At 29.1% G+C, this 23,611-nt stretch carries 22 protein-coding genes and 1 pseudogene; 16 read left to right on the top strand and 7 right to left on the bottom strand.

From position 1 onward, the window contains the following. The first annotated feature begins 53 nt into the window (after nt 1–53). Genes selA through L8W57_RS06050 form a run of 4 tightly spaced genes read left to right on the top strand, consistent with a single transcriptional unit; the run spans nt 54 to nt 4,464 of the window. On the top strand, nt 54–1,385 hold the full coding sequence (gene selA / locus L8W57_RS06065) for an L-seryl-tRNA(Sec) selenium transferase (protein ID WP_133319767.1): 1,332 nt from the start codon (nt 54–56) through the stop codon (nt 1,383–1,385). Beyond that, nucleotides 1,378–3,183: a selenocysteine-specific translation elongation factor gene (gene selB / locus L8W57_RS06060; protein WP_263662209.1), complete on the top strand. Its 1,806-nt coding sequence runs from the start codon at nt 1,378–1,380 to the stop codon at nt 3,181–3,183. Before selA ends, selB begins: the two co-directional genes overlap by 8 nt. Before the next feature lie 53 nt (nt 3,184–3,236). Further along, nucleotides 3,237–3,950 (top strand): thioredoxin fold domain-containing protein, encoded by a 714-nt coding sequence (locus L8W57_RS06055; RefSeq protein ID WP_133319769.1) that lies wholly within the window; start codon nt 3,237–3,239, stop codon nt 3,948–3,950. Continuing rightward, entirely contained in the window at nt 3,937–4,464 is a 528-nt protein-coding gene (locus tag L8W57_RS06050) for a hypothetical protein (RefSeq protein ID WP_133319770.1), read from the top strand. The genes L8W57_RS06055 and L8W57_RS06050 overlap by 14 nt, the downstream gene beginning before the upstream one ends. A gap of 22 nt (nt 4,465–4,486) precedes the next feature. Here the strand turns inward: L8W57_RS06050 and gdhA are convergent, their stop codons facing one another. The 4 genes from gdhA to gltX form a co-directional block, all read right to left on the bottom strand. Further along, complete coding sequence (gene gdhA, locus L8W57_RS06045; protein WP_133319771.1) at nt 4,487–5,854, bottom strand: NADP-specific glutamate dehydrogenase; 1,368 nt, start codon at nt 5,852–5,854, stop codon at nt 4,487–4,489. Nucleotides 5,855–5,866: 12 nt separating this feature from the next. Continuing rightward, the gene (locus L8W57_RS06040; protein WP_133319772.1) at nt 5,867–6,532 is read right to left on the bottom strand and encodes an MqnA/MqnD/SBP family protein; all 666 of its coding nucleotides are present in this window, start codon (nt 6,530–6,532) and stop codon (nt 5,867–5,869) included. A gap of 247 nt (nt 6,533–6,779) precedes the next feature. Further along, nucleotides 6,780–8,015: a malic enzyme-like NAD(P)-binding protein gene (locus L8W57_RS06035; RefSeq protein ID WP_133319773.1), complete on the bottom strand. Its 1,236-nt coding sequence runs from the start codon at nt 8,013–8,015 to the stop codon at nt 6,780–6,782. Further along, nucleotides 8,015–9,406, bottom strand: a complete 1,392-nt coding sequence (gltX, locus tag L8W57_RS06030) for a glutamate--tRNA ligase (protein WP_263662208.1) — start codon at nt 9,404–9,406, stop codon at nt 8,015–8,017. Before gltX ends, L8W57_RS06035 begins: the two co-directional genes overlap by 1 nt. Before the next feature lie 64 nt (nt 9,407–9,470). Here gltX and L8W57_RS06025 point away from each other — a divergent pair, with 64 nt between their 5' ends. After that, nucleotides 9,471–10,298: a peptidylprolyl isomerase gene (locus tag L8W57_RS06025; protein WP_263660169.1), complete on the top strand. Its 828-nt coding sequence runs from the start codon at nt 9,471–9,473 to the stop codon at nt 10,296–10,298. Nucleotides 10,299–10,316: 18 nt separating this feature from the next. Here L8W57_RS06025 and L8W57_RS06020 read toward each other — a convergent pair whose 3' ends face one another. Together L8W57_RS06020 and accB are read right to left on the bottom strand one after the other, a co-directional pair. Continuing rightward, on the bottom strand, nt 10,317–11,648 hold the full coding sequence (locus L8W57_RS06020) for an acetyl-CoA carboxylase biotin carboxylase subunit (protein WP_039619123.1): 1,332 nt from the start codon (nt 11,646–11,648) through the stop codon (nt 10,317–10,319). Nucleotide 11,649: 1 nt separating this feature from the next. Beyond that, entirely contained in the window at nt 11,650–12,099 is a 450-nt protein-coding gene (gene accB / locus L8W57_RS06015) for an acetyl-CoA carboxylase biotin carboxyl carrier protein (protein WP_039626958.1), read from the bottom strand. Between the two features lie 131 nt (nt 12,100–12,230). Between accB and dcd the strand changes: the two genes are divergently transcribed. Genes dcd through L8W57_RS05960 form a run of 11 tightly spaced genes read left to right on the top strand, consistent with a single transcriptional unit; the run spans nt 12,231 to nt 22,319 of the window. Further along, a complete protein-coding gene (gene dcd, locus L8W57_RS06010; RefSeq protein WP_012661997.1) occupies nt 12,231–12,791 on the top strand; it encodes a dCTP deaminase in 561 nt (186 codons plus the stop codon). A gap of 50 nt (nt 12,792–12,841) precedes the next feature. Further along, complete coding sequence (pseB, locus tag L8W57_RS06005; RefSeq protein ID WP_133319776.1) at nt 12,842–13,849, top strand: UDP-N-acetylglucosamine 4,6-dehydratase (inverting); 1,008 nt, start codon at nt 12,842–12,844, stop codon at nt 13,847–13,849. Next, nucleotides 13,846–14,976 carry a UDP-4-amino-4,6-dideoxy-N-acetyl-beta-L-altrosamine transaminase gene (gene pseC, locus L8W57_RS06000; protein WP_133319777.1) on the top strand — a complete coding sequence of 377 codons (1,131 nt, stop codon included), beginning with the start codon at nt 13,846–13,848 and terminating at the stop codon, nt 14,974–14,976. The genes pseB and pseC overlap by 4 nt, the downstream gene beginning before the upstream one ends. Before the next feature lie 4 nt (nt 14,977–14,980). After that, entirely contained in the window at nt 14,981–16,243 is a 1,263-nt protein-coding gene (locus L8W57_RS05995) for a DUF4910 domain-containing protein (protein WP_133319789.1), read from the top strand. Next, nucleotides 16,240–17,013, top strand: a complete 774-nt coding sequence (locus tag L8W57_RS05990; protein ID WP_133319778.1) for an AAC(3) family N-acetyltransferase — start codon at nt 16,240–16,242, stop codon at nt 17,011–17,013. Before L8W57_RS05995 ends, L8W57_RS05990 begins: the two co-directional genes overlap by 4 nt. Before the next feature lie 18 nt (nt 17,014–17,031). Next, a complete protein-coding gene (locus L8W57_RS05985) occupies nt 17,032–17,934 on the top strand; it encodes a class I SAM-dependent methyltransferase (RefSeq protein WP_133319779.1) in 903 nt (300 codons plus the stop codon). Between the two features lie 10 nt (nt 17,935–17,944). Beyond that, on the top strand, nt 17,945–18,172 hold the full coding sequence (locus L8W57_RS05980) for an acyl carrier protein (RefSeq protein ID WP_133319780.1): 228 nt from the start codon (nt 17,945–17,947) through the stop codon (nt 18,170–18,172). Further along, the gene (locus L8W57_RS05975; RefSeq protein ID WP_165955279.1) at nt 18,165–19,526 is read left to right on the top strand and encodes a MaoC/PaaZ C-terminal domain-containing protein; all 1,362 of its coding nucleotides are present in this window, start codon (nt 18,165–18,167) and stop codon (nt 19,524–19,526) included. Before L8W57_RS05980 ends, L8W57_RS05975 begins: the two co-directional genes overlap by 8 nt. A gap of 1 nt (nt 19,527) precedes the next feature. Further along, nucleotides 19,528–21,051 carry an HAD-IIIC family phosphatase gene (locus tag L8W57_RS05970; RefSeq protein ID WP_133319781.1) on the top strand — a complete coding sequence of 508 codons (1,524 nt, stop codon included), beginning with the start codon at nt 19,528–19,530 and terminating at the stop codon, nt 21,049–21,051. Next, on the top strand, nt 21,041–22,108 hold the full coding sequence (locus tag L8W57_RS05965) for a beta-ketoacyl-ACP synthase III (protein ID WP_263662207.1): 1,068 nt from the start codon (nt 21,041–21,043) through the stop codon (nt 22,106–22,108). The genes L8W57_RS05970 and L8W57_RS05965 overlap by 11 nt, the downstream gene beginning before the upstream one ends. Further along, nucleotides 22,101–22,319, top strand: a complete 219-nt coding sequence (locus L8W57_RS05960) for an acyl carrier protein (RefSeq protein ID WP_133319783.1) — start codon at nt 22,101–22,103, stop codon at nt 22,317–22,319. The genes L8W57_RS05965 and L8W57_RS05960 overlap by 8 nt, the downstream gene beginning before the upstream one ends. 11 nt (nt 22,320–22,330) lie before the next feature. Here the strand turns inward: L8W57_RS05960 and L8W57_RS05955 are convergent. Continuing rightward, nucleotides 22,331–23,550 (bottom strand): annotated as a pseudogene (locus L8W57_RS05955) (DUF2920 family protein). Nucleotides 23,551–23,611 lie beyond the last annotated feature (61 nt).

Raw genomic sequence — 23,611 nt, 5'->3', positions numbered from 1 at the left:
AAATTTCATTATAAAAAAGTTATAATTTTACTAATTTATTCTTAAGGTTTAAGATGAACAAATTTAGAAATTTTCCACCCATAAACACACTCATAAACGATGAAAACTTGGCTAACTACCCTTTGTATTTAAGATCTCATTTTGCAAAAATAGTTGTTTCAAATTGTAAAAAAGAACTGAGTAAAAATGAAAATTTAAATTTTAGCTTGCAAGATTTGCTAAGTAAAATTGCCCAAAGTATTGATGAGTTTTTAAACATGCAAAGTCAAAGTTTGATCAATGCTAGTGGAGTTATCATACATACTAATCTTGGTCGTAGCATTATTGATGAGAGTATTTTTGAAAGAACTAAAGAAATCATCTGTTCTTATTCAAATTTAGAGTTTAACATGCAAAGTGGTAAAAGAGGCTCAAGGTATAACGCACTTAGTGCAAATTTAAAAATATTATTTGATTGTGAAGATTGCTTGATTGTTAATAATAACGCTTCAGCTGTATTTTTAATCTTAAATACCTTAGCAAAAAATGAGGAAGTTATTACTTCAAGAAGTGAGCTAGTTGAGATTGGGGGAAATTTTAGAATTCCTGAAGTTATGCTAGCAGCTGGAGTTAAACTAAAAGAAATAGGCACGACTAATAAAACTCATTTATATGATTATGAAAAAGCTATCAATGAAAATACTAAGATGATTTTAAAAACTCATCGTTCTAATTTTGCTTTTAAAGGATTTTTCGAAGAAGTAAGCTTAAGTGAAATTCATGCTTTAGCAAAAAAGAAAAAACTCATATCTTATTATGATTTGGGCGCTGGATGGTGTGAAAAGATTAATAAACAACTTAGTAAAAATGAGCCAAGTGTAAAAGAGCTTTTAAAACATTGTGATATTTTAAGTTTTAGTGGCGATAAGCTTTTTGGCTCTACTCAAGCAGGCATTATACTTGGAAAGAAAAAATACATTCAACAATTAAAGAAAAATCAACTTCTAAGAATGCTAAGGGTTGATAAAATCACTCTAGCTTTTTTAAATGAAACTGCTAAAGCATACTTAGAAAAAGAATATGAAAAAATCCCTACACTAAAACTTTTAAATGATGATTTAAAAACCGTAGAAAAAAAGGCTCTCTTTGTCAAAGAAAAAATTCCTATAAAATGTGAGTTAAAAGCTTCTAAAAGTTTAGTAGGTGGTGGCTCTATGCCTGATAAAAGCTTAGATACTTTTGTGTTAAGTTTTGATGAGAAAGCTTTGCTTTTACAAGAAAAATTTAGAAAAAAAGGCGTAATCGGCCGTGTTGAAAATGGGCATTTTGTGCTAGATTTTAGAAGTATTTTAGAAAAAGATTTAAACAAAATAATAAGCATTATTAAAGAGGTATTTCATGCATAGTATCATCATAGGCACTGCTGGGCATATTGACCATGGTAAAACTTCGCTTATTAAAGCTTTAAATGGTTTTGAAGGTGATAATTTAAAAGAAGAGCAAGAAAAAGGCATTACGATTAATCTTAGTTTTTCAAATTTAAAAAGTGAAAATTTAAATATTGCTTTTATCGATGTGCCTGGGCATGAAAGTTTAATTAAAACTATGATAAGTGGTGCTTTTGGCTTTAGAGTGTGTATGTTTGTCATAGATATAAACGAGGGTTTAAAGGCTCAAAGTATAGAGCATTTAAGGGTTTTGGAATTTTTAGGCGTAAAAGATGTAGTGCTTATTTTGAGTAAGGTTGATTTATGCAAGGATTTAGTACAAAAGCAAGCAGAGCTTTTAAAAGAATTAAAAGCCTTTAAAATCAATATCTTAAAAGTTTTTCCAACTAGCATTTATGATGAGCAAAGTATATTAAATTTAAAAAACTATCTACTTAGTTTAAAGCCTAAAGAAAATGATGAAAATTTGATTTTTAGATACTACATTGATAGGGTTTTTTCTCTAAAAGGTATAGGAACGGTAGTAACAGGGAGTTTAAATGAAGGAAAAATAAGCAAAAATGAAAAAATATTTTGCCTTGAAAATCAAAAAGATATCATTGTAAAAAACATACAAATTCATGAAGAAAATGTTTTAGAAGCAAAAGCTTATAATAGAGTTGCTTTGAGTTTAAATTGTGATTATCATGAGTTAAAAAAAGGCTATATATTAAGTAAAAAAGGTGTTTTTAAAAGTTTTAAAAGTATCGATGGAGTTGTTTTTAATACAGAGATTAAACACGGGAGTATTTTAGAATTTTGTAGTGGCTCAAAAAAGCTTAATGCAAAAATTAGTGTAATCAAAGAATTTGAAGATAGAACTTATATTAGCTTAGAGTTTGATAAAAACCTACCTTTGTGTTTTGATGATAAATTCATCTTGCTTGAAAATGGGCGTATTAAAAGCGGTGGTGTGGTTCTTAATGCGGTAAGTGAGCCTTTAAAAAAAGATATAAAAGCTAAGTATTTAGCACTTTTAGAACAAAAAGATTTAAAAAAGGTATTTAAGTTTTTAAAACAAACTCACAAACTTGGCTTTGGATTACTTTCAAGCTATCAACGCTTTAAACTCACTCATGAGCAAGCCCTAAACCTAGCAAAAAGCTTAAATCATGTTTTTGTCGATGAGCAAGCTTTAAATGTATATGATTTAAATGCTATGCAAACTTTGAAAGAATTTATTGATTTTATTTTCTCTAAAAATCCTTATGCTTTAATCTCGCCTCATTCTATCGCCTTAAGGCTTAGCTGGGCAAGTGAGAGCTTTTGCGCTTATACACTCAAGCAAATGCAAGAAAAATTAGATTTTAAAGATGGCATATGGTTTTTAAAAGGACAAGATTTTGAAAAATTACAAGAAAAGGCTCATTGTGAGCTTTATGAAATTTTAAAAAAAGAAGGTATAAAACCTACTGCACCTTATAATCTTTATGAATATTTAGAGCTTGATAGGAAAAATGGGGATCTTATCTTAAAAAAACTCACCAAAGAAAATAAAGTCAAAAGATTAGCACATAATCTTTTTATAGAAAAAAATACTCTTGAAAATCTCATGCAAGAGTTTTTAAAACTTTTGCAAAATCATCATTTAGATGTAGCTTTTGTTAAAAATCATTTTCAAATTTCAAGAAAATATGCCATAGCTTATTTAGAATATCTTGATAAAAACTATCCTCAAGTTAAAAAAATAGAGGAAAAAAGAATATTAAAAATCTAAGTGTTAAAGATTACATTTTATAATGTGCAAAAATTTTAAAACAAAGGAAAATGATGAAAAAATCTTTAGCTCTCTTAACCCTTGCTAGCTCTTTATTTGCTGCAAGCAATGAAGAAATTATTAATTTTTTTAAGAAAAATCCAAATTTATCAAATGCAAACATTAGTGTTTCTAGTAGAGAAAAAATTCCTGATACTAACTTTGAAGCTGTGATAGTTAATTTTGAAATTAGTGGTAAAAATTTCCAAGAAATCGTTTTCACTCAAGATAATATCATCACAACTGAAGTAATTGATGTAAAAAAAGGTGAATTTTACTCTCAAGTTTATCAAGCAAAACTCATGGAAAAACAACAAGCTGAATTTTCAAAAAAAGCTCTAGTTGAACTTAAAAAAGAAAAAATGTTTATTTCTTTAGGCGATAAAAACAAACCTTTACTTTATGTTTTTAGCGATCCTGAATGTCCATATTGTAGAATGCATTTAGATAAAATAGAAGAAACACTAAAAACTCATCAGGTTAAATTTATCTTAACCCCTATCCATGATACTAGTGCTTTTGAAAAATCTGCATTAATTTACAAAAAAAGTAAAAATGCTAAAGATGATGCACAAAAAATCGCTATCATGAAAAAATATTATGATAAAAATTTAAAAGATTATAAAAAACCTAGTGAAGCTGAGGTTAAAGCAGTAAGAGAAACTTTCGCAAAATACTCTAAACTTGGTCTTCGTGCTGTGCCAACTATAATCGATGCTCAAAAATAATTTTTTCTTGCTTGTGTTTGCACTATTTTTAAGTGCTTGCACAGGCCCTATGCAAACTTTTATCCAAACAAATAATGAAGGTATTTTCCTGCATGCTAATAAAAATCAAAGTTTTTCTTTACACATCAATAATCCTTCAAAATTAAACACAAATTTAGAAGCCAAGCTCGCTCAAAAATTACAAAATTTAGGCTTAGTTTTAAATAATGTTCAAAGTGATTATAAAATTTATATCAATATAGTAGATTTTAAGAAATTTTCTTACGCACAAAGATTACGCGCTTCTAATGCGAGATTTTTTTATAATGACTTTGATAAAATAGATGATGTTTTTGAAATGGAAGTAGAAAATTACTATCTTTTGCAAGTTAATTTACAAATTAGCTCCAAAAACTCTACTCAAAGCACCTCGCTTTTAGCAAGAACTGCCTATCTTGGTAATATAGACAGAGCCAAAGAGTCTTTAGAAGAAAAAATCGCTAATCAAATAACAAGCTTTTTTTATATACACTAAAGATGGCATTTAAGCCATCTTTTTAAATATAACCATGATCAATCATCGCATCAGCTACTTTTTTAAAGCCTGCTATGTTTGAACCTACTACTAAATTTCCTTCATGATTATAAGCTTTTGCACACTCGTATGAATTTTCAAAAATATTTTTCATAATCTTATGTAATTTTGCATCAACCTCCTCAAAGCTCCATTGACACATACTTGCATTTTGTTGCATTTCAAGTTGAGAAGTCGCTACACCACCTGCATTAGCAGCCTTAGCTGGCGCAAATAAAAAGTCTTTTTGATTTAACATAAAATCGATCGCTTCAAGTGTGCTTGGCATATTAGCTCCCTCTGCTACCATACGACAACCATTGTGATATAAGGTTTTAATATCTTCTAAATTTAATTCATTTTGCGTAGCACTTGGAAAAGCTATATCACAAGGTATACTCCATACTCCATTACAACCTTGTTTATACGCGCTTTTTGGAGTAAAAACAGCACCTTTTTTAAGCGCTGCATAATCACTCACTCTAGCTCTTTTTACTTCTTTAATTTCTTTTAATAAATCTAAATCTATCCCATCTTTATCATAAACAAATCCATCGCTATCGCTTATTGTGATTGCTTTTGCACCAAGTTGATGTAATTTTTCTATGGTATAAATTGCCACATTTCCACTACCTGAAACTACACACTCTTTTCCTTCTAATGCATTGTTGTATTTTGCTAGCATTTCTTGAGTAAAATACACGCAGCCATACCCTGTTGCTTCTGTTCTTACTAAACTTCCACCCCATGGAATTTTCTTTCCCGTTAAAGTTCCATCAAAATTAGAGCTAATTTTCTTATAAGCTCCAAACATATATCCAATTTCTCTAGCACCAACCCCTATATCGCCTGCTGGCACATCAGTGCTTGCACCTATGATTTTTGAAAGCTCGGCCATAAAAGCTTGACAAAAACGCATAATTTCTGCTTCGCTTTTGCCTTTAGGGTCAAAATTTGCTCCTCCTTTAGCTCCCCCTATCATTAAACCTGTTAGAGAATTTTTGAAAATTTGTTCAAAACCTAAAAATTTCAAAACATCTAAATCTACACTAGGATGAAATCTGATCCCACCTTTATAAGGTCCTAAACTAGAATTAAACTGTACTCTATAACCAAAATGCGTTTGAGCTTTACCTGCATCATCAATATATACTACTCTAAAAATAGTCGTTTTTTCAGGCATAACAATACGCTCTAATATAGCATGATCTTGATAAGTTTTGTTAGATTCAAGTAAAGGTTCTAAAGAATTTAACACCTCAGTTGCTGCTTGAAAAAAGATAGGTTGTCTTGGGGAAGTTGCTTGAATTTTTTCTAAGGTTTCATTGATATATTGTTTAGCTATACTCATAAATTGTCCTTTTTATAGTATCTTGCTGTTTGCATTGGCTAAAAATTTTTTTAGCGCCTTTTGCTCCTTTGTTCCTATTTTGTAGTAAATTAGCTTTAAATATGCACTAATTTCTTTTTGAGAAAGATTTCTTGACTTAGAATAATCTAGCAAAATATATTGCGGAATGAAAATTTTACTTTTTGTGAAATTTTTCATCATTTTTTTATAAATAGAAAAATTTTTAATACAAGAAAATCGAGCAAAAACAAAAGGTAGTTTTGTCTTTTCATACCATAATTCGCATAAATCAATATAATCTTTTGGATTTTGCAAATAAAGTTTTAAAGCCTTATCACCGATGATAACCTCCCCTTTTTGCTTTAAAACTTTTGCAAGAGCATTAGAAGTTGCAGAGCTTGCATCTTCTTTGCTTTCAGATTGTTTTTTCACTAAAACGCTTTTTACCTTTTTGCTTGCGCAAATCCCCACATTTAAGGTTTTGTATTTTTTTCTACGACTTTCAACACTTGAGATAATCGCTGCATCAATGCGTCTAAAATACAAATGGCGATTTAGCTTACTAGGAACCCCTTTTTTGTATTCTGTAGTTTGCTTAACATAGCTAGGAAAAGCTGATTTTTTAAGATAGATATGTAAAGGGAGTAAATTAAGATAATCTATCTTACCAAAAATCATCTCGACCTTTCTATGATTAAGTAAAAATATCCTATTAAAAAATATCTTAAATATAAATTAATTTTATTAAAAACACTAGTAATATCAAATTTATATAATTTAAAAAGAAAAAAAGTAACATTTAAAACATATTTTTTAAATGATTTTTAAAAAATATGTTTTTATAACTCATATAAACAATAAAAAATAGATAAAATTAAGTTTTATAATAAAAAATTATTTTAAATAAAACTTAATTTATAAAAAATTATTTTAAACTATCAAAATATCTCTGATAATCAAAATTATTTATCAAAGCTACTCCATCTTCAACCGCAGCTTTTGCTACCGCAGCACTAACTACAGCTTTTACTCTGCTATCAAATGGTTTTGGTATCACATAATCTCTACCAAAACTAAGCTCTTCTACTCCATAAGCTTGTTTTACCTCATCAGTTACTTCAAGCTTAGCTAAATCAGCCAAAGCTTTTGCGGCTGCTATTTTCATATTTTCAGTAATTTTAGTTGCCTTTACATCTAAAGCTCCTCTAAAGATAAAAGGAAAACCTAAAACATTATTAATTTGATTTGGATAATCACTTCTACCTGTTCCAACTATAGCATCGTTCCTAACTCTTTTAACATCTTCTGGCATTACTTCAGGTACAGGATTAGCTAATGCAAAAATCACGGGATCTTTTGCCATACTTAAAATCATCTCGTCATCTAAAATCTTAGGTGCACTCAAACCCAAAAATACATCAGCACCTTTTAAAGCTTCTCTTAAAGTGCTATCTTTGGTATCGCTTACAAATTCTAGTTTGTATTTATTTAAATCATCTCTTTGAGTATTAATCACACCTTTACTATCTACTAAAACGATATTTTTAACCCCTAAATTTCTATACATTCTAGCACTTGCAATACCTGCTGCACCTGCACCACTTACCACTACTTTAATATCTTCAAATTTTTTACCACTAATTTCCATAGCATTCATTAATCCTGCTGTAGAAATGATCGCAGTTCCATGTTGATCATCATGCATTACAGGAATTCCAAGATCTTGCAAAGCGGCTTCTATTTCAAAACATTTTGGTGCTGAAATATCTTCTAAATTAATTCCTCCAAAAGTAGGTGCTATAGCTTTACAAAAGGTAACAATTTCATCTATACTATGAGCATTAATTTCTAAATCATAAGCATTAACATTAGCAAATTTTTTAAACAAACAAGCTTTTCCTTCCATAACAGGTTTGCTTGCACTCGCTCCTATATTGCCAAGCCCTAAAACTGCACTACCATCGCTTACTATAGCAACTAAATTAGCTTTATTAGTGTATTTATAAGCTAAAGTTTCATCTTTTGCTATCTCAATACAAGGTTCAGCAACCCCAGGAGAATACGCCAAAGATAAATCATGTGCACTATCCATAGGCTTTCTAGCAACAATATCTACTTTACCACCTAAGTGATATTCTAAAGCCTCTTCTTTTAAATTCATTATTTTTCCTTCATATAATTTAGTAAATTTTTTATCCTAAGTTTAGCCTTTTGCACTCCTAAAAATTCCAATACTTCAAATATACTAGGACTAACCGAGTTTCCTGTGAGTGCGATGCGTATAGCTTGAGCTAGGTCTTTTAACTTAAGATTATTTTCTTCTAAGAATTGATTAGTTAATTCTTCAAATTCACAAGCATTTTTTTGCTCATTTAAAACCATAGCGTATTTTTCCAAATAAGTTAAATTTGTAACATTGAGAAATTTATCTACAGCCTTTTGATCATATTCTTTTGGGTCATTTAGTAACACTTTAGCCCCACTAATAATATCATGTAAGGTTTTAGCTCTCTCTCTTAACATATCTAGTAAAAAGCCTGCTTTTTTATACTGACTTAAATCAAATCCTAAATCTTTTAATTGTCTATTGATTTCTTCAAAAGGTAAAGTTTTAATATAATGAGCATTAAGCCATTCTAATTTTTTAAAATTATAGCAAGAAGCACTTTTGTTAATATGATTTGGATCAAAAAGCTCTTGCATACTTTCTAAAGAAAAAATTTCATCATCGCCATGACTCCAACCAAGACGCACTAAGAAATTAAGCAGGGCTTGAGGTAAAATCCCCATATTTTTATATTCCATCACATCAGTTGCTCCATGACGCTTAGAAAGTTTCTTACCATCTTCACCATGTATCATAGCTACATGATAAAATTTAGGTATTTTAAAGCCTAGTGCTTCATAAAGGACAATTTGTTTTGGAGTATTTGATAAATGATCATCTCCTCTTATAACATCACTCACACCCATTAGTGCATCATCAATTACAACGGTTAAATTATAAATTGGGCTACCATCGCTTCTTGCAATTACAAAATCATCTAAAATATCTTCAGCCTTAAAACTAACCTCGCCTTTAATGCCATCTATAAATTTAATCTCTCCACTTTGTGGTGCTTTTACACGCACCACAGGCTCAATACCACTTGGGGGAGTTCCTTTAAAATCTCTATATCTACCATCATATTTTGGACGCTCTTTAGCTACTTCTTGCTTAGCTCTTAACTCATCAAGCTCTTCTTTGCTCATATAACAATAATAAGCCTTGCCCTCATCTAGTAATTTTTGAATGTATTTTTTATAAATATCAAATCTTTGGGATTGATACTCAATCGTCCCATCATAATCAAGCCCACACCATTTAAATGCTTCTATAATAGCTTGCGTAGCTTCTTGTGAATTTCTTTTTAAATCCGTATCTTCAATACGCAATAAAAATTTACCCTTATTTTTTCTTGCATAAAGATAATTATATAAAGCTGTTCTAAGCCCTCCTATGTGCAAATATCCTGTTGGAGAAGGAGCAAAACGCGTTGTGATTTCTTGCATATTTTTACCTTTTTTAAATTTTTATTGTTATAATGCTATATTTACACTTAAATAAAGGTTTTATATGAGAAAATTTTTAATATCTTGTTGTTTTGCTGCAAATATTTTATATGCTCAAACCCTTGGTGGTGTAGCAATGGTAGTAGAAAATCAACCTATTACTCTTTATGATATAGAACAAACTATGAAAGAATTAAAAACTAATGACAAACAAAAAGCTATAGCATTTTTAGTAGATGATAAAGTTCAACAAAGTGAAGCTAAAAAGCTAGGAATTTATGTAAGCACTTTTGAACTTAATGAAAAATTAGCCCAAATAGCAAAAGGCAATAAAACTGACATTAATGGTTTGCAAGCAAAGATAGAAAAAGATGGTTTAAGTTTTGAAGTTTTTAAAAACAAAGTTAGAAAAGATCTTGAAAGAGAAAAACTTTATAGAAGCATAATGCAAAATGCAAAAATCAATATTGATGATGAAACACTAAAACATTTTTATGAAAGCAATCTTGATAAATTTAGCACTTTTTCAAATATAGACTTAGTTGTTTATAATTCTACTAATCCTGAACTTTTACAACAGCTTGCACAAAATCCTATGTATAAAAATTCTCAAATTAAATCAAAAGCCATTAGTTTAAACGCAGCTAGTTTAGATCCAAGATTACTTGCTTTGTTAAATAATACAAAAATAGGAGAATTTACTCCAGTGTTAAATGGCGAAAACGCTTATATAGTGTATTTTGTAAAAGAAAAATATGGTAAAAATCCTATCGAATTTGATTTAATCAAAGATCAAGTTAGCAATGTCTATACCCTAACTCAAAAAGAACAAGCCTTAAAAAATCATCTTGATAAAATAAGAGCAAATGCCCATATAGAAGAATTAAGATAGGTTAAAACCTATCTTCAATTAATGTCTTGAAAGATAATTTGTATCATAATTATTATTGATAAAATCTGCATTATCCATCATTGCTAAATGAAAATCTTTGGTTGTTTTTATCCCACCTACGATAAGCTCTTGCAAGGCTATTTTCATTTTAGCTATAGCTGTGTTTCTATCTTCTCCCCAAACGACTAATTTTCCAATCATAGAATCATAATATGGAGGCACACTATAATCTTGATAACAATGGCTTTCCATTCTTACATTGCGTCCTGCAGGAGCTACATATTTTGTGATTTTACCTGGGCAAGGTAAGAAAGTTTTAGAATCTTCAGCAGTAATTCTACATTCTATAGAATGACCCTTAAGTTTAATTTCTTCTTGTTTTGGTAAAGGATACCCTTCTGCTACTTTAATCATAAGCTCGATAATATCTACCCCGCTTACCATCTCACTCACACAATGCTCAACTTGCAAACGCGTATTCATTTCAATAAAATAAAAATCTAAATTTTTATCCACTAAAAACTCAAAAGTTCCCGCACCCTCATAATCAATAGCCTTAGCAGCTTTAACTGCTGTTTCATGAAGTCTTGCTCTTGTTTTTTCATCTAGTAAAATTGCAGGAGATTCTTCTATAAGTTTTTGATGGCGTCTTTGCATAGAGCAATCTCTCTCACCCAAATGTATCACATTTCCAAAGCTATCTCCTATGATTTGCACTTCTATATGGCGTGGGTTTTGGATGTATTTTTCCATATACATAGTTCCATCGCCAAAAGCACTCATCGCTTCACTTTCTGCTGACCAGTAAGCTTTTTCTAAATCTTTTTCATCTTCAACTACACGCATACCACGGCCGCCACCACCTGCTGCTGCCTTTAAAATCACAGGATAGCCTATTTCTTTAGCAAGTTTTTTTGCTGCTTCAACCCCACCTAAAGCCCCATCGCTTCCTGGGATTACAGGCACACCTGCTCTTTGCATTACTTGTTTTGCTTTACTTTTATCACTCATTAGTGCCATAGCAGCTACTGAAGGGCCTATGAATTTGATATTATGTTTTGCACAAATTTCAACAAAATTTTGATTTTCACTTAAAAATCCATATCCTGGAAAAATCGCATCCGCTTCGCTAATTTCAGCTGCACTAATAATAGCTGGGATATTTAAATAGCTTTCTGAACTTCTAGCATTTCCTATGCAAATACTCGCATCAGCATATTTTAAATACAAAGCATCTTTATCTGCAGTAGAATACACACAAATTGCTTTTTTTCCCATTTCTTTTACAGTTCTTAAAGCTCTTAATGCAATTTCTCCACGATTTGCTATTAAAACTTTTTTAATTTCCATTTTATAATTTCTCCACCACAAATAAAGGCATACCAAATTCTACAGGCTGACCATCTGCAACTAATACTTCTACTATCCTACAATCATATTCGGCTTCGATTTCATTCATAATTTTCATCGCTTCAATAATTGCTATAGTACTTCCTTTTTTAATAGTTTGTCCTGCTTTAGCAAAAGGTGCTGCACCCGGGCTTGGAGCTTGATAAAAAGTACCTACCATAGGGCTGTTGATAGTTGGTTTATTAGAAGAGTTTGAGCTTGCTTTAGTTTCATTAACTACATTTACATTAATTGGCTGTGGAGCTGGAGCAACAGGAGCTGGAGCTGGTAATTCACAACACATATCTCTTTCAAGTTCTATTTCAAATCCATCTTGTTCTTTTATTTTAATCTTGCTTATATTTGCTTCTGCAAAAAGTTGCATTAGTTCTTTGATTTCTTCTTTTGTCATATATTCTCCTTAATTTATAAGACTTAATTTATAATTATATATAAAAATACTAAAAATAACTTCAATTATTTATTTTTTACTTTTATTTTAAGATATAATTTAAAAATTCACTTTAATTATAAAGGACAAAAATGGGCTTAAAAGCAGATAATTGGATCAAAAAAATGGCATTAGAGCACAATATGATAGAGCCATTTTGTGAAGCAAATATAGGTAAAGGTATAGTTAGTTATGGGCTTTCAAGCTATGGATATGATATAAGAGTTGGAAGAGAATTTAAGATTTTCACTAATGTAAATTCCACTGTTGTAGATCCTAAAAATTTTGTAGAAGAAAATGTAGTAGATTTTGTAGGCGATGTATGTATAGTACCTGCAAATTCTTTCGCGCTTGCAAGAACAGTTGAGTATTTTAAAATGCCAAATGATGTTTTGGCTATTTGTCTTGGCAAAAGCACTTATGCAAGATGTGGCATTATAGTAAATGTAACTCCTTTTGAGCCAGGTTTTGAAGGACATATCACTATAGAAATTTCAAACACAACCCCACTACCTGCTAAAATTTATGCTAATGAGGGTATAGCTCAAGTTTTATTTTTACAAGGAGATGAACCTTGTGATGTAACATATGCTGATAAGAAGGGTAAATACCAAGCTCAAACAGGTATAACTTTACCAAGAATTTTAAAATAATTTTATTTTCAACCGATATAAAAATTTAGTCAAGTAATAGGAAAATATATATGTTTAATGGAAAAAGCATTTTAATCACCGGTGGCACAGGAAGTTTTGGAAAAACTTATACTAAAACTTTACTTCAAAAATACAAACCTAAAAAAATCATCATTTATTCAAGAGATGAGTTAAAACAATTTGAAATGGCAAGAGAATTTAATGATGATTGTATGCGTTATTTTATAGGCGATGTAAGAGATAAAGAAAGATTGAGCATAGCAATGAAGGATGTTGATTTTGTCATTCATGCAGCTGCTATGAAACATGTGCCAATTGCAGAATATAATCCAATGGAATGTATAAAAACTAATATCCATGGAGCACAAAATGTAATCGATGCGTGTTTGGAAAATAATGTAGAAAAATGTATCGCTCTTTCAACCGATAAAGCATGCAATCCTATTAATTTATATGGAGCTACAAAGCTTGCAAGTGATAAGCTTTTTGTAGCAGCAAACAACATCGCAGGAAATTCTCATACTAAATTTAGCGTTACAAGATATGGTAATGTAGTGGGCTCAAGAGGATCTGTCATACCATTTTTTAAAAAACTAATCAATGAAGGCGCTAAAGAACTTCCTATCACAGATGAGAGAATGACAAGATTTTGGATATCCTTAGAAGATGGAGTTAATTTCGTGCTGAATAATTTTGCCTATATGCATGGAGGGGAAATTTTCGTACCAAAAATTCCTTCTATGAAAATCGTTGATTTAGCTAAAACTATGGCTCCTAATTTAGCTCATAAAATCATAGGTATAAGAGCAGGTGAAAAACTACATGAAATTATGATTTCAAGTGATGATAGTCATTTAACTTATGAATTTGAAAATTATTATGCCATTAGCCCAAGTATTCAATTTAATAACACTAATGTTGATTTTAGTATAAATGCAAAAGGACAAAAGGGTAAAAAAGTTTCTAATGGCTTTTCTTATAGCTCTGATAATAATCCATCATGGATTAGCCAAGAAGAGCTTTTAAATATAATAAATCATACAGAGCTTGAAAAATGATAACTTATTCTCATCAAAATATTGACGAACAAGACATACAAGTAGTTTGTGAGGCTTTAAAAGATGATTTTTTAACCGGTGGAAAAAAGGTTGAAGAATTTGAACAAGCCCTTTGTGAATATGTAGGTGTAAAATATGCTTGCGTGCTAAATTCAGCTACTTCTGCTTTACACCTTGCATATTTATCTTTAAATATAAAAGATAAAATTGTCTTAACAACCCCCATTACCTTTGCTGCAACTGCAAATGCAGCTTTAATGGCAGGTGCTAGGGTTGAGTTTATAGATGTAAAAAGCGATGGAAATATTGATGAGAAAAAACTTGCTTTAAGATTAAGCCAAGATAGCTCTAATATAGGAGCAATTTGCGTGGTTGATTTTGCGGGAAATAGTGTAGAAATGGATGAAATTTTAGCCTTAGCCAAACGATACAACATCCCACTAATTGATGATGCAAGTCATGCTCTAGGTGCTATTTATAAAGATCAAAAAGTAGGTTCTATGGGAGATTTGAGCATATTTTCTTTTCATCCGGTTAAACCTATTACAACCTTTGAGGGTGGTGCGGTTGTTAGCAATGATGAGGAATTAATCTCAAAAATCAAGCTTTTAAGAAGTCATGGTATAGTCAAAAAAAGGCTTTGGGATAGTGATATGATTGAACTAGGCTATAATTATCGTTTAAGCGATGTAGCTTGTGCTTTAGGTATAAATCAACTAAAAAAACTTGATAATATACTAGAAAAAAGAGAAATCATCACAAGTTTTTACGATAAAGAATTTGAAAAAAATCCTTATTTTAGCACTATAAAAATCAAAGATTATAAAAAAAGCTCAAGACATTTATATCCTATTTTGCTTTTTCCTGAGTTTTATTGCCAAAAAGAGATTATTTTTGAAAAATTATTAAATTTGGGCATAGGTATACAAGTGCATTATAAGCCTACTTATGAGTTTAGTTATTATAAAAACTTATATGGAAATTTATTCTTAGAAAATGCGGATAATTTTTATAAAGCTGAACTTAGCATACCTGCTCATCAAGAAATGAGTTTAAAAGAAGCACAATTTATTAAAGATAGTTTATTTAAGATTTTAGAAGAAACTAAAAAGGCTTGTTGTGAGTAAAAGTATGTATGAGCTAGCTTGTGAGCTTTTTCCTATATGCAGAAGTATTACCGGGAAAGGCTTTAGACAAAGCTTAAAAATGCTTGATGAAGCTATGGGGGGGGGTATATTAAAAATTCACTCTATAGCAAGCGGGAGTAAAATATTTGATTGGGAAGTACCTGCTGAATGGGAGATAAACGATGCTTATATCATCACTCCAGATGGAGAAAAAATTTGTGATTTTAAGCAAAATAATCTTCATGTGTTAAACTATAGCACAGGCATAGACACAGAGCTTGATCTAGCAAGCTTACAAGAGCATCTTTACTCTATGGAAGAAATGCCTGATGCTATACCTTATGTGACAAGCTATTATAAAAGGCGTTGGGGTTTTTGCATAAAACATGAAGATAGAATTAAACTAAAAGAAGGAAAATATAAAGTTTTCATAGATGCAAAGCACCATGAAAATGGGGTTTTAAACTATGCTGATTTACTCATACCTAGCACGCAAGAAACAAAAGATGAAATTTTAATTTCCACTTACCTTTGTCATCCATCTATGGCAAATAACGAGTTAAGTGGTCCTGCGGTAGCTACATTTTTAGCTAAATGGCTTTTAGAACTTAAAGAGAGAAAATATAATTATCGTTTTGTTTTTTCTCCTGAAACTATAGGAAGTATAGTTTATCTTAGTAAACATTTAAAGTATTTGCAAAAACACACTAAAGCAGGATTTGTACTCTCTTGCATAGGTGATGATAATGCTTACTCACTCATTCACACTCCAAGTGAAAATACCCTAGCAGATAAAGTAGCTTTGCATACCTTAAAAGAAAAAAATAATTTTAAAGAATTTAGCTTTTTAGATAGAGGAAGCGATGAGAGACAATACTGCTCTCCTTTAGTAAATTTACCCGTAGTCGGAATTTGTAGAAGTAAGTATCTAGAGTATAAAGAATATCATACTAGCAAGGATGACTTAAATTTCATCAGTGAAGAGGGATTGCAAGGTGGCTTAAAAGCTATGCAAGAAATCATTATGAATTTAGAGGTTAATGAAATTTATCAAAATACGATATTTTGCGAACCTAATTTAGGTAAAAGAGGCTTATACCATACTATCAATACTTCTTCAACCAATGATATACCAATATCATGTAATTTTTTAGCATATTGTGATGGTAAAAACGATGTTTTAGATATAGCCTCAAAACTAAACATGCAAGCTTATGAATTAAAAGATTTAATAGAAAAATTAAAATTTCACGGATTGATAAAATGAAATATTTTTTAGAATACAATGATAAAAAATACTCTAATGTAGATTTAATAGAAGCTTTTAAAAAACTTGGTATTAAAAAAGGCGATATTTTGTGTGTGCATAGTGAACTTTTTAATTTTGGCACACCCTTGCTTCCTAGAAATGAATTTTTACAAACTATATTAGATTGTTTTTTTGAAGTTATAGGTAAAGAAGGTACTTTAATCATGCCTACATTTACTTATAGTTTTTGCAAAAATGAAGTTTATGATAAATTAAATTCTCCTACAAAAATAGGTGCTTTAAATGAATATTTTCGCAAACAAATAGGAGTAAAACGCACTAATGATCCTATATTTTCCTTTGCTGTAAAAGGAGCTAAAGAAGGATTATTTGATACTCAAAATTTATCTTGTTTTGGAGAAAATTCTGGATATGACATTTTAACAAAAAACAACGGCAAAATAATTTATTTTGGATTAGATTGGGCTCATACTTTTATACACTATATAGAAGAAAAATTTAAAGTAGATTATAGATACTTTAAAATATTTCAAGGAATAATAAAAGATGAAAAAAAAGAATACAAAAAAGAAATACAATACTATGTAAGATATCTTGATAGACAATCGGAATTAAATTTAGAAAAAATAAATATAATTTTAAATAATGCTAATATATTCTCCAAAATTCAATTTGGAGGTGGTATTATTTCATATATCAATACAAATGATTTTGAAAGAATAATTATAAGCGAACTAAAAAAAGATAAAAATATATTAGTAAACTAAGTTTATATAGGAAAAATTATGCTAGAAAATACAAAAGAATTATTTAAGCTAATAGAAGAAAAAAATCCACTACACAAAAAATGTTTAGATGGATTACAACTCTCTAAAGAAGAATATGAAGATTTAGAAAAGCTTATTGTTTATTACAAAGATACACTAAATATTACTTTAGAAGAACAAGCTCAAAGCTATATAGTTGTATTAAATGATACTTTAGAAGAAACTAGATATTTTATAGAATTTGGAAAATATAGATATAGCACCTTAGCAGAAGTAGAAAATATGGTGTATTTTAATGAAAACTATATGAAGCAATACATGGTGGGTCTTGCCATATCTTCTTTTATATGGAATGCTCATGTTGAGGTTAGAAGATATTTTGCTAAGTATATAGATGAAAAACAAAATCAAGAAAATACCTATCTTGAAATAGGACCAGGGCATGGTGAGTTTTTTGTTAAAGCCCTAAGAAGTCAAAAATTTAAAGAATATTTTGGTATTGATATATCTCCTATAAGTTGTCAAATGAGCAAGGATATGGTAGAAAATCAGTTTGGCAAAATAAATACTAAATGCGAATTTATATGTAAAGATTTTACCAAATGTGAGTTTAACAACAAAGCTGATTTGGTAGTAATAGGAGAGGTTTTAGAACATGTTGAACAACCTTTACAATTTATGAAAGATGTAAAAGCCTTATTAAATGATAATGGAGAAATCTTTGCGACTATACCTATCAATGCTCCTGCAATTGATCATATTTATTTATTTTCTCATCCTGATGAAGTTAAAGAATTACTTAATAAAGCAGGATTGAAAATCAAAGAATGTGAATATTTTATGGCGAATAATTATTCTTTAGAAAAAGCACTAAAAACAAAAAACGCAATAATCATGACAGTAATACTTACAATAAAATAAAGGGAAATATATGGAGCAAAAAATTTATGAGATACTATCTAATATATTAGAGATTGAAGTAAATAATAAAACAAAATTTAGTATGCAAAATTGTGAAAATTGGACCTCGCTATCACATATTGACATCATAATGAGTTTAGAGGAGGAATTTGAAGTTAAATTTGATAAAGACATTCTTGTTAAATTAAATTCGCAAGAAGAGATTATTAAGGAAATAAAAAAAATAAAAAATGCATAAAGTCGACCAAAGATATTTAGAAATTTTTTCATATACTAGTGGAGATTTTAACCCTATACATCTTGATGAAGAATTTGCAAAAAATTCGTATTTTAATGGTCAAATTGTATATGGAATATACCAATTATTCCTAACTATAGAATTTTTTTTAAAAAAAGAACGCAAACATACAATTAAAATAAAAATAATTAAATCAAATTTTATAAATCCACTTTTTAAAAATCAAAAATTTAAAATTATCAAAAAATACCAAAAAAACAATGTGTTAAAATACGAAATCATTGATAAAAATCAAATTTTCTCAAAAATAGAATTTGAGATTGAAAATGAAACTAAAATAGAAAGTATTTTTTTAAAACATATAAAATTTAAAAAAAATAAACCAAATAATATCAAGTTACTACAAAATAAAAATTATGGCGAGGAATTAGATTACAACAAAGAACTTTTCAAGAAACTTTTTCCGCTGTGCTCTGCGTATTTAAATTCTAGAAATATAGCTGTTTTAATAGCTAGCACGCGCTTAATTGGAATGAAAATTCCAGGTTTAGATAGTATTTATTCTAGTTTAAATTTAGACTTTTCAGAATGTGACACAAATAACAAACTATTATTTAATTTCAAAAAACATCACAACATAGAATGTTACATGATAAACATTTTAAGTCCCTGCAAAGGAAGCATTAAAGCATTTATCAGACCTCAATTAATAAAAAACACAACTTATTCGTCATTAAAAGTCAAATATTCTAATTTGCAAAAAACAAATTTTTTCACAAATCAAAAAGCTTTAATTATAGGTGCAAGTAGTGGTTTTGGAAATGTATGCGCCAAATTATTAGCTCTTGGAGGCGCTACTATTATAGCTACCTATAATTCAAACCATCCAAGCGAAACAATTCCAAATTGCACTTTTATACCACTTGATATTTTAAATGTTAACAAAAATTTTATAGACACTATTAAAAAATTCAATCCTACTCATATATATTATTTTGCTACACCTAAAATTTCTTCTCAAAATAGTCAATTTAATAAAAAAATGTTATATAATTTTATGCAATATTATATTTTTGCATTAGATAAAATCTTAAAATATATTAATCCAATTTTAATTTTTACTTCTTCTTCTTCTTCTTTTGTTGATGATTTACCTTTAGATATGAAAGAATACAGTATGGCAAAAGCTGCAATGGAAGTGTTTATAAAATACATTGAAAAAACTAAAAACATACAAGTCATAATGCCAAGATTTCCAAGAGCAAAAACAAATCAAACTTTAAGTTTGATACCTCAAGATTTAAAAGAAGTGGATGAGCTTTTATATCCTGAATTGCTTAAAATAAGGAGCTAAAATGAATCTTTTTTCACCAAATTTAAAAAGAAATGATCTCATAAAACTTAGTAAGGAAAATCATCATAAAAAAATTACTATTAATGTTTTTAGAAATCACTCTTTTGAAGTCATTTCAAGCATACTAAATGCATTTTTAGCCTTTAGTAAATTAAAGGCTGAATTTAACATAAGCTCTTATGATGATAGTTTAAGTTATGATAATTTTCAAAAAGCAGATTTAAACATCATATTTATAGATTTAAACAATTATAAAAAAAATGTAGATGATTTTATCAAAGAAAAAATACAAGAGCTATCAAGTATTAGCAACGCTCCTATCATCACACTTTTACTTGGCGATACAAGCTTAAAAGAATATAGTATTTGCAAAATACTAAAGCCCTTTTTAGATGAAAATCTCATCATAGATGATAGTAATTTTGAAATAAATGCAAGCAGACTTAGTAATAAAGCTTGTGTAAAATTAGCCCAATTTCTAGGACTAAAAATCCTACCTAGCCTTTTACAACCAACTTTAAAAGCAATCATCATAGATCTTGATAATACCTTATACCAAGGAATTTTAGGCGAAGATGGCATTGAAAATCTTACTTTATCTAGCAATCATAAAGCCTTGCAAAGTGAGCTTTTAAATTTAAAAAATCAAGGTTTTTTACTCGCCATTGCTTCAAAAAATGAAGAAGAAGATGTAAAAAAACTTTTTTCACAAAGAAAAGACTTTTTATTACAACTTGATGATTTTAGTATGATCAAGGCTAATTGGAAAAGTAAAGACGAAAATATTAAAGAAATTGTAAATTTTTTTAATATAGCTTTTGATAGTGTGCTATTTATTGATGATAATATAGCCGAAATTGAAAATGTATCACACCTTTATATTAACACCTTACTAGCTGATGAAAATAGTGCTTATAGTTTAAAGCTCTATCCTAGACTTTTAAAAACAAGCTTTAGTAAAGAAGATGAGTTAAGAAGTGCTGATATTAAAGCAAATTTACAAAGACAAGAGCTTGGCAAGCTTAGCCCTAAAGAGTATTTTGAAAAATTACAAATTTGTTTGAAATTTCATATCAACCACGCAGATGAACTTGAAAGAATTTCACAACTACTTAATAAAACTAATCAATTTATATCAAATTACTTAAGATTAAGCTTAAAAGAGTGTGAAGAATTTATGCAAAAACATGCTATTTTGACTATAAGCATGAGTGATAAATTAAGTGATAGTGGCATTATAGCAATTTTTTTAGCTTATAAAGATGAAACAAATTTAATCATAAAAGATCTTTGCATAAGTTGCAGAGCCTTAGGAAGAAAGCTTGAAAAAATTATGCTATATAAGGCTATAGAGTTATTACATGTGCATTTTAATACAAAAGAATGTATTTTATACTTTCAAAAGGGCGAAAGAAATATGCCATTTTTAGAATTTTTATATAGTTTAAATGCAAATATAAAAGAAAATTTTACTCTAATCCAAAAAGAAATAATAAATTACGAAGGACTTATAATTGAAAGCTAGTTTTAATAAAGCCAAAATAGCAGGTATAAGCGTTTGCGTGCCTAATAAATGCATAAATATAGATGATTGCCTAGAAGATGTTTTTCAAAATGATGTCAAAATGCTAAAAAGAATGAAAAAAATTTCAGGCATACAAGAAAGATTTATCGCTGATGAAAATATTAGCACAACAGATTTAGCCTATGAAGCAAGTATAAATTTATTTAAAATGCTCGATTTTGATAAAAATAAGCTTGATATGGTGATTTTTGTTACACAAACTCCTGATTTTTTTATGCCATCATGCGCAAACTATCTTCACAAACGATTAAATTTAAAACCTCAAACCATAGCTTTTGATGTAAATCAAGCGTGTTCGGGGTATTTATACGGCTTATTTATAGCTTTTTCTTTTTTAGAAAATCAAAATGCAAAAAATATTTTATTAATTTGTGGTGATACTTTAAGCAAAACCATAAACCCTTTAAATGCAAATTTAGCTCCAATTTTTGGCGATGGAGTAAGTGCAACACTCATAAGCAGTGCAAATGAAAAATCGTTTTTTAAGCTTTATTCTAATGGAGAAGGTTTTGATAAACTCATCATACCCAATAGAGCTTTTGCTAAACTTGATGAGAGTAAAAGCTCCAATAAAGAAATATTTCAAACCAATAAGCATAGGAGCTTAGATAATCTTTACATGGATGGGGCTGAAATTTTTAACCAAGCACTTAATCTTGAGAGTCAAAGCATAAAAGAAATGCTTGATTTTTGTGAAAAAAGTAAAGATAAAGTGGATTATTTTTTATTACATCAATCCAATCAATTTTTAGTTGATTCTATTATAAATGACTTGGGTATTGATAGCTCTAAAGCACCAAATTTTTTGATGTCAAAATATGCTAATTTAAGTGCTTGCTCTTTACCTGCTTTACTTTGTGAAATACAAAAAAATGATTTTAATGCCATTTTAAGTGCTTTTGGTGCTGGATATGCCTGGGGGAGTGCTTATATAAATTTTGATAAAAACTTTAAAACTGATACAATTTCAATTTATAAAGGAGAAAAAAATGACTAAAGAAGAATTATTAGAAGCTATTAGCGAAGCTATGCATATGGATGAAACACTAAAAGAAGATATGATTTTAGATGATATTGATGAATGGGATAGCTTAGCTTTTGTATCTATCATGGTATTATTTAAAAACTCACTTGGCAGGCAAATTAGCGGTGATGATCTTAAAAAATGTGAAAAAGTAAGCGATCTTTTAACTTTAGCTGGTGTTTAAGGTGAAAAGCCTTAAACAATCTCTAAAACAAATTTATCATTTTCATCTTTAAAGGTAAAAACTTTATTTTTATAAGGATAAGATATACTATCTTTTTTCATACTAAATGTTTTATCTTTTAATTTTTCAAGCATAATAGGTAATTCTTTATTAAATAATGCCTTATCAGGAATTCCACAGCCATGAGTTAAATTTTTAATAAATTTGCCATCTATATCTTTTTCATCTATTAGATGAAAATCTACTTCATAGTTTAAGGCTTTTAAAATTTCTATCATAGAAATTTTATGATCAGCTGGAGTTAAGTCATCTTTAGCGCTATGATAACTTGTATAAATAATATTTTTATTCTTTTGAGCTTGTAAAATCAAATGATCTTTATTAAGTAAAGCTCTTATTAAATAATTTTCATCAGCAAAATAATAAGGTGAGTTTGGGTTTTTGCGTGTCCAATAAGTTTCCACATAACAATGAACTTTACTATTTAACTCATCTTCGTTTAAAATAGCATCACCTTTATTTAAATCCCTTCCTATGATATATCTTAACGGAGGCAATGCAGCACCTGAATTATCTATCACTCCATCAACATACCAAGGAGCTATTTTAGCACACATTAATGCCACTAAGCCACCGTATGACCCCCCCCGTAAATTTTAGGTAAAGATTTAAATTGAGGATAATTTTTCATTATATCTTTTAAAGCATTGATATGATCGATAGCAGACATAATGGCAAAATTATTATACTCATTGTTAGGCGGGATAAAAGTCACAGATAACTCAACCTTATAGTCTTGATTTAAAATTCCTTGTTCTTTTAATATACTCATTTTTTGATCAAGAATTTGATAATATTTTTCTATATTTTTTGTATTATCTAGCACTTCAAATTCTATTTCAAAATCCCTGAAAGCCTTTTCAAATGTTCTTATATCGTCTAATAAAAAAGTCATTTCAGCACTATATTTGTCCACATCAGAAACTCTTTGGCAAAAACAATGATAAAATACATTTACAGCTACTACATCAAATTTTTTAGCTATAAAATTTCTATAACTTTCTAGAAAATATATATTTGCATTTGCTCCATATCCACCTATGATAAAAACAATAGCTTTCATTTGCTTACTATCATCATAAGCGATTCTATATTCTAATTTACTTTCTCTTTTTATATTTAATTCCACATCATCACAAGAGTCTATGAAATAAGTTTCATTTATGAGCATATTTTTCTTTCTTGATATTATAATTTATATGCTATTATAACTAAAAAAATCAAGGAAGCTC

It is taken from the genome of Campylobacter sp. IFREMER_LSEM_CL1890 (assembly GCF_025772045.1).
GTDB lineage: Bacteria > Campylobacterota > Campylobacteria > Campylobacterales > Campylobacteraceae > Campylobacter_D > Campylobacter_D lari_D.
This window is presented reverse-complemented; position numbering and strand designations above follow the sequence as displayed.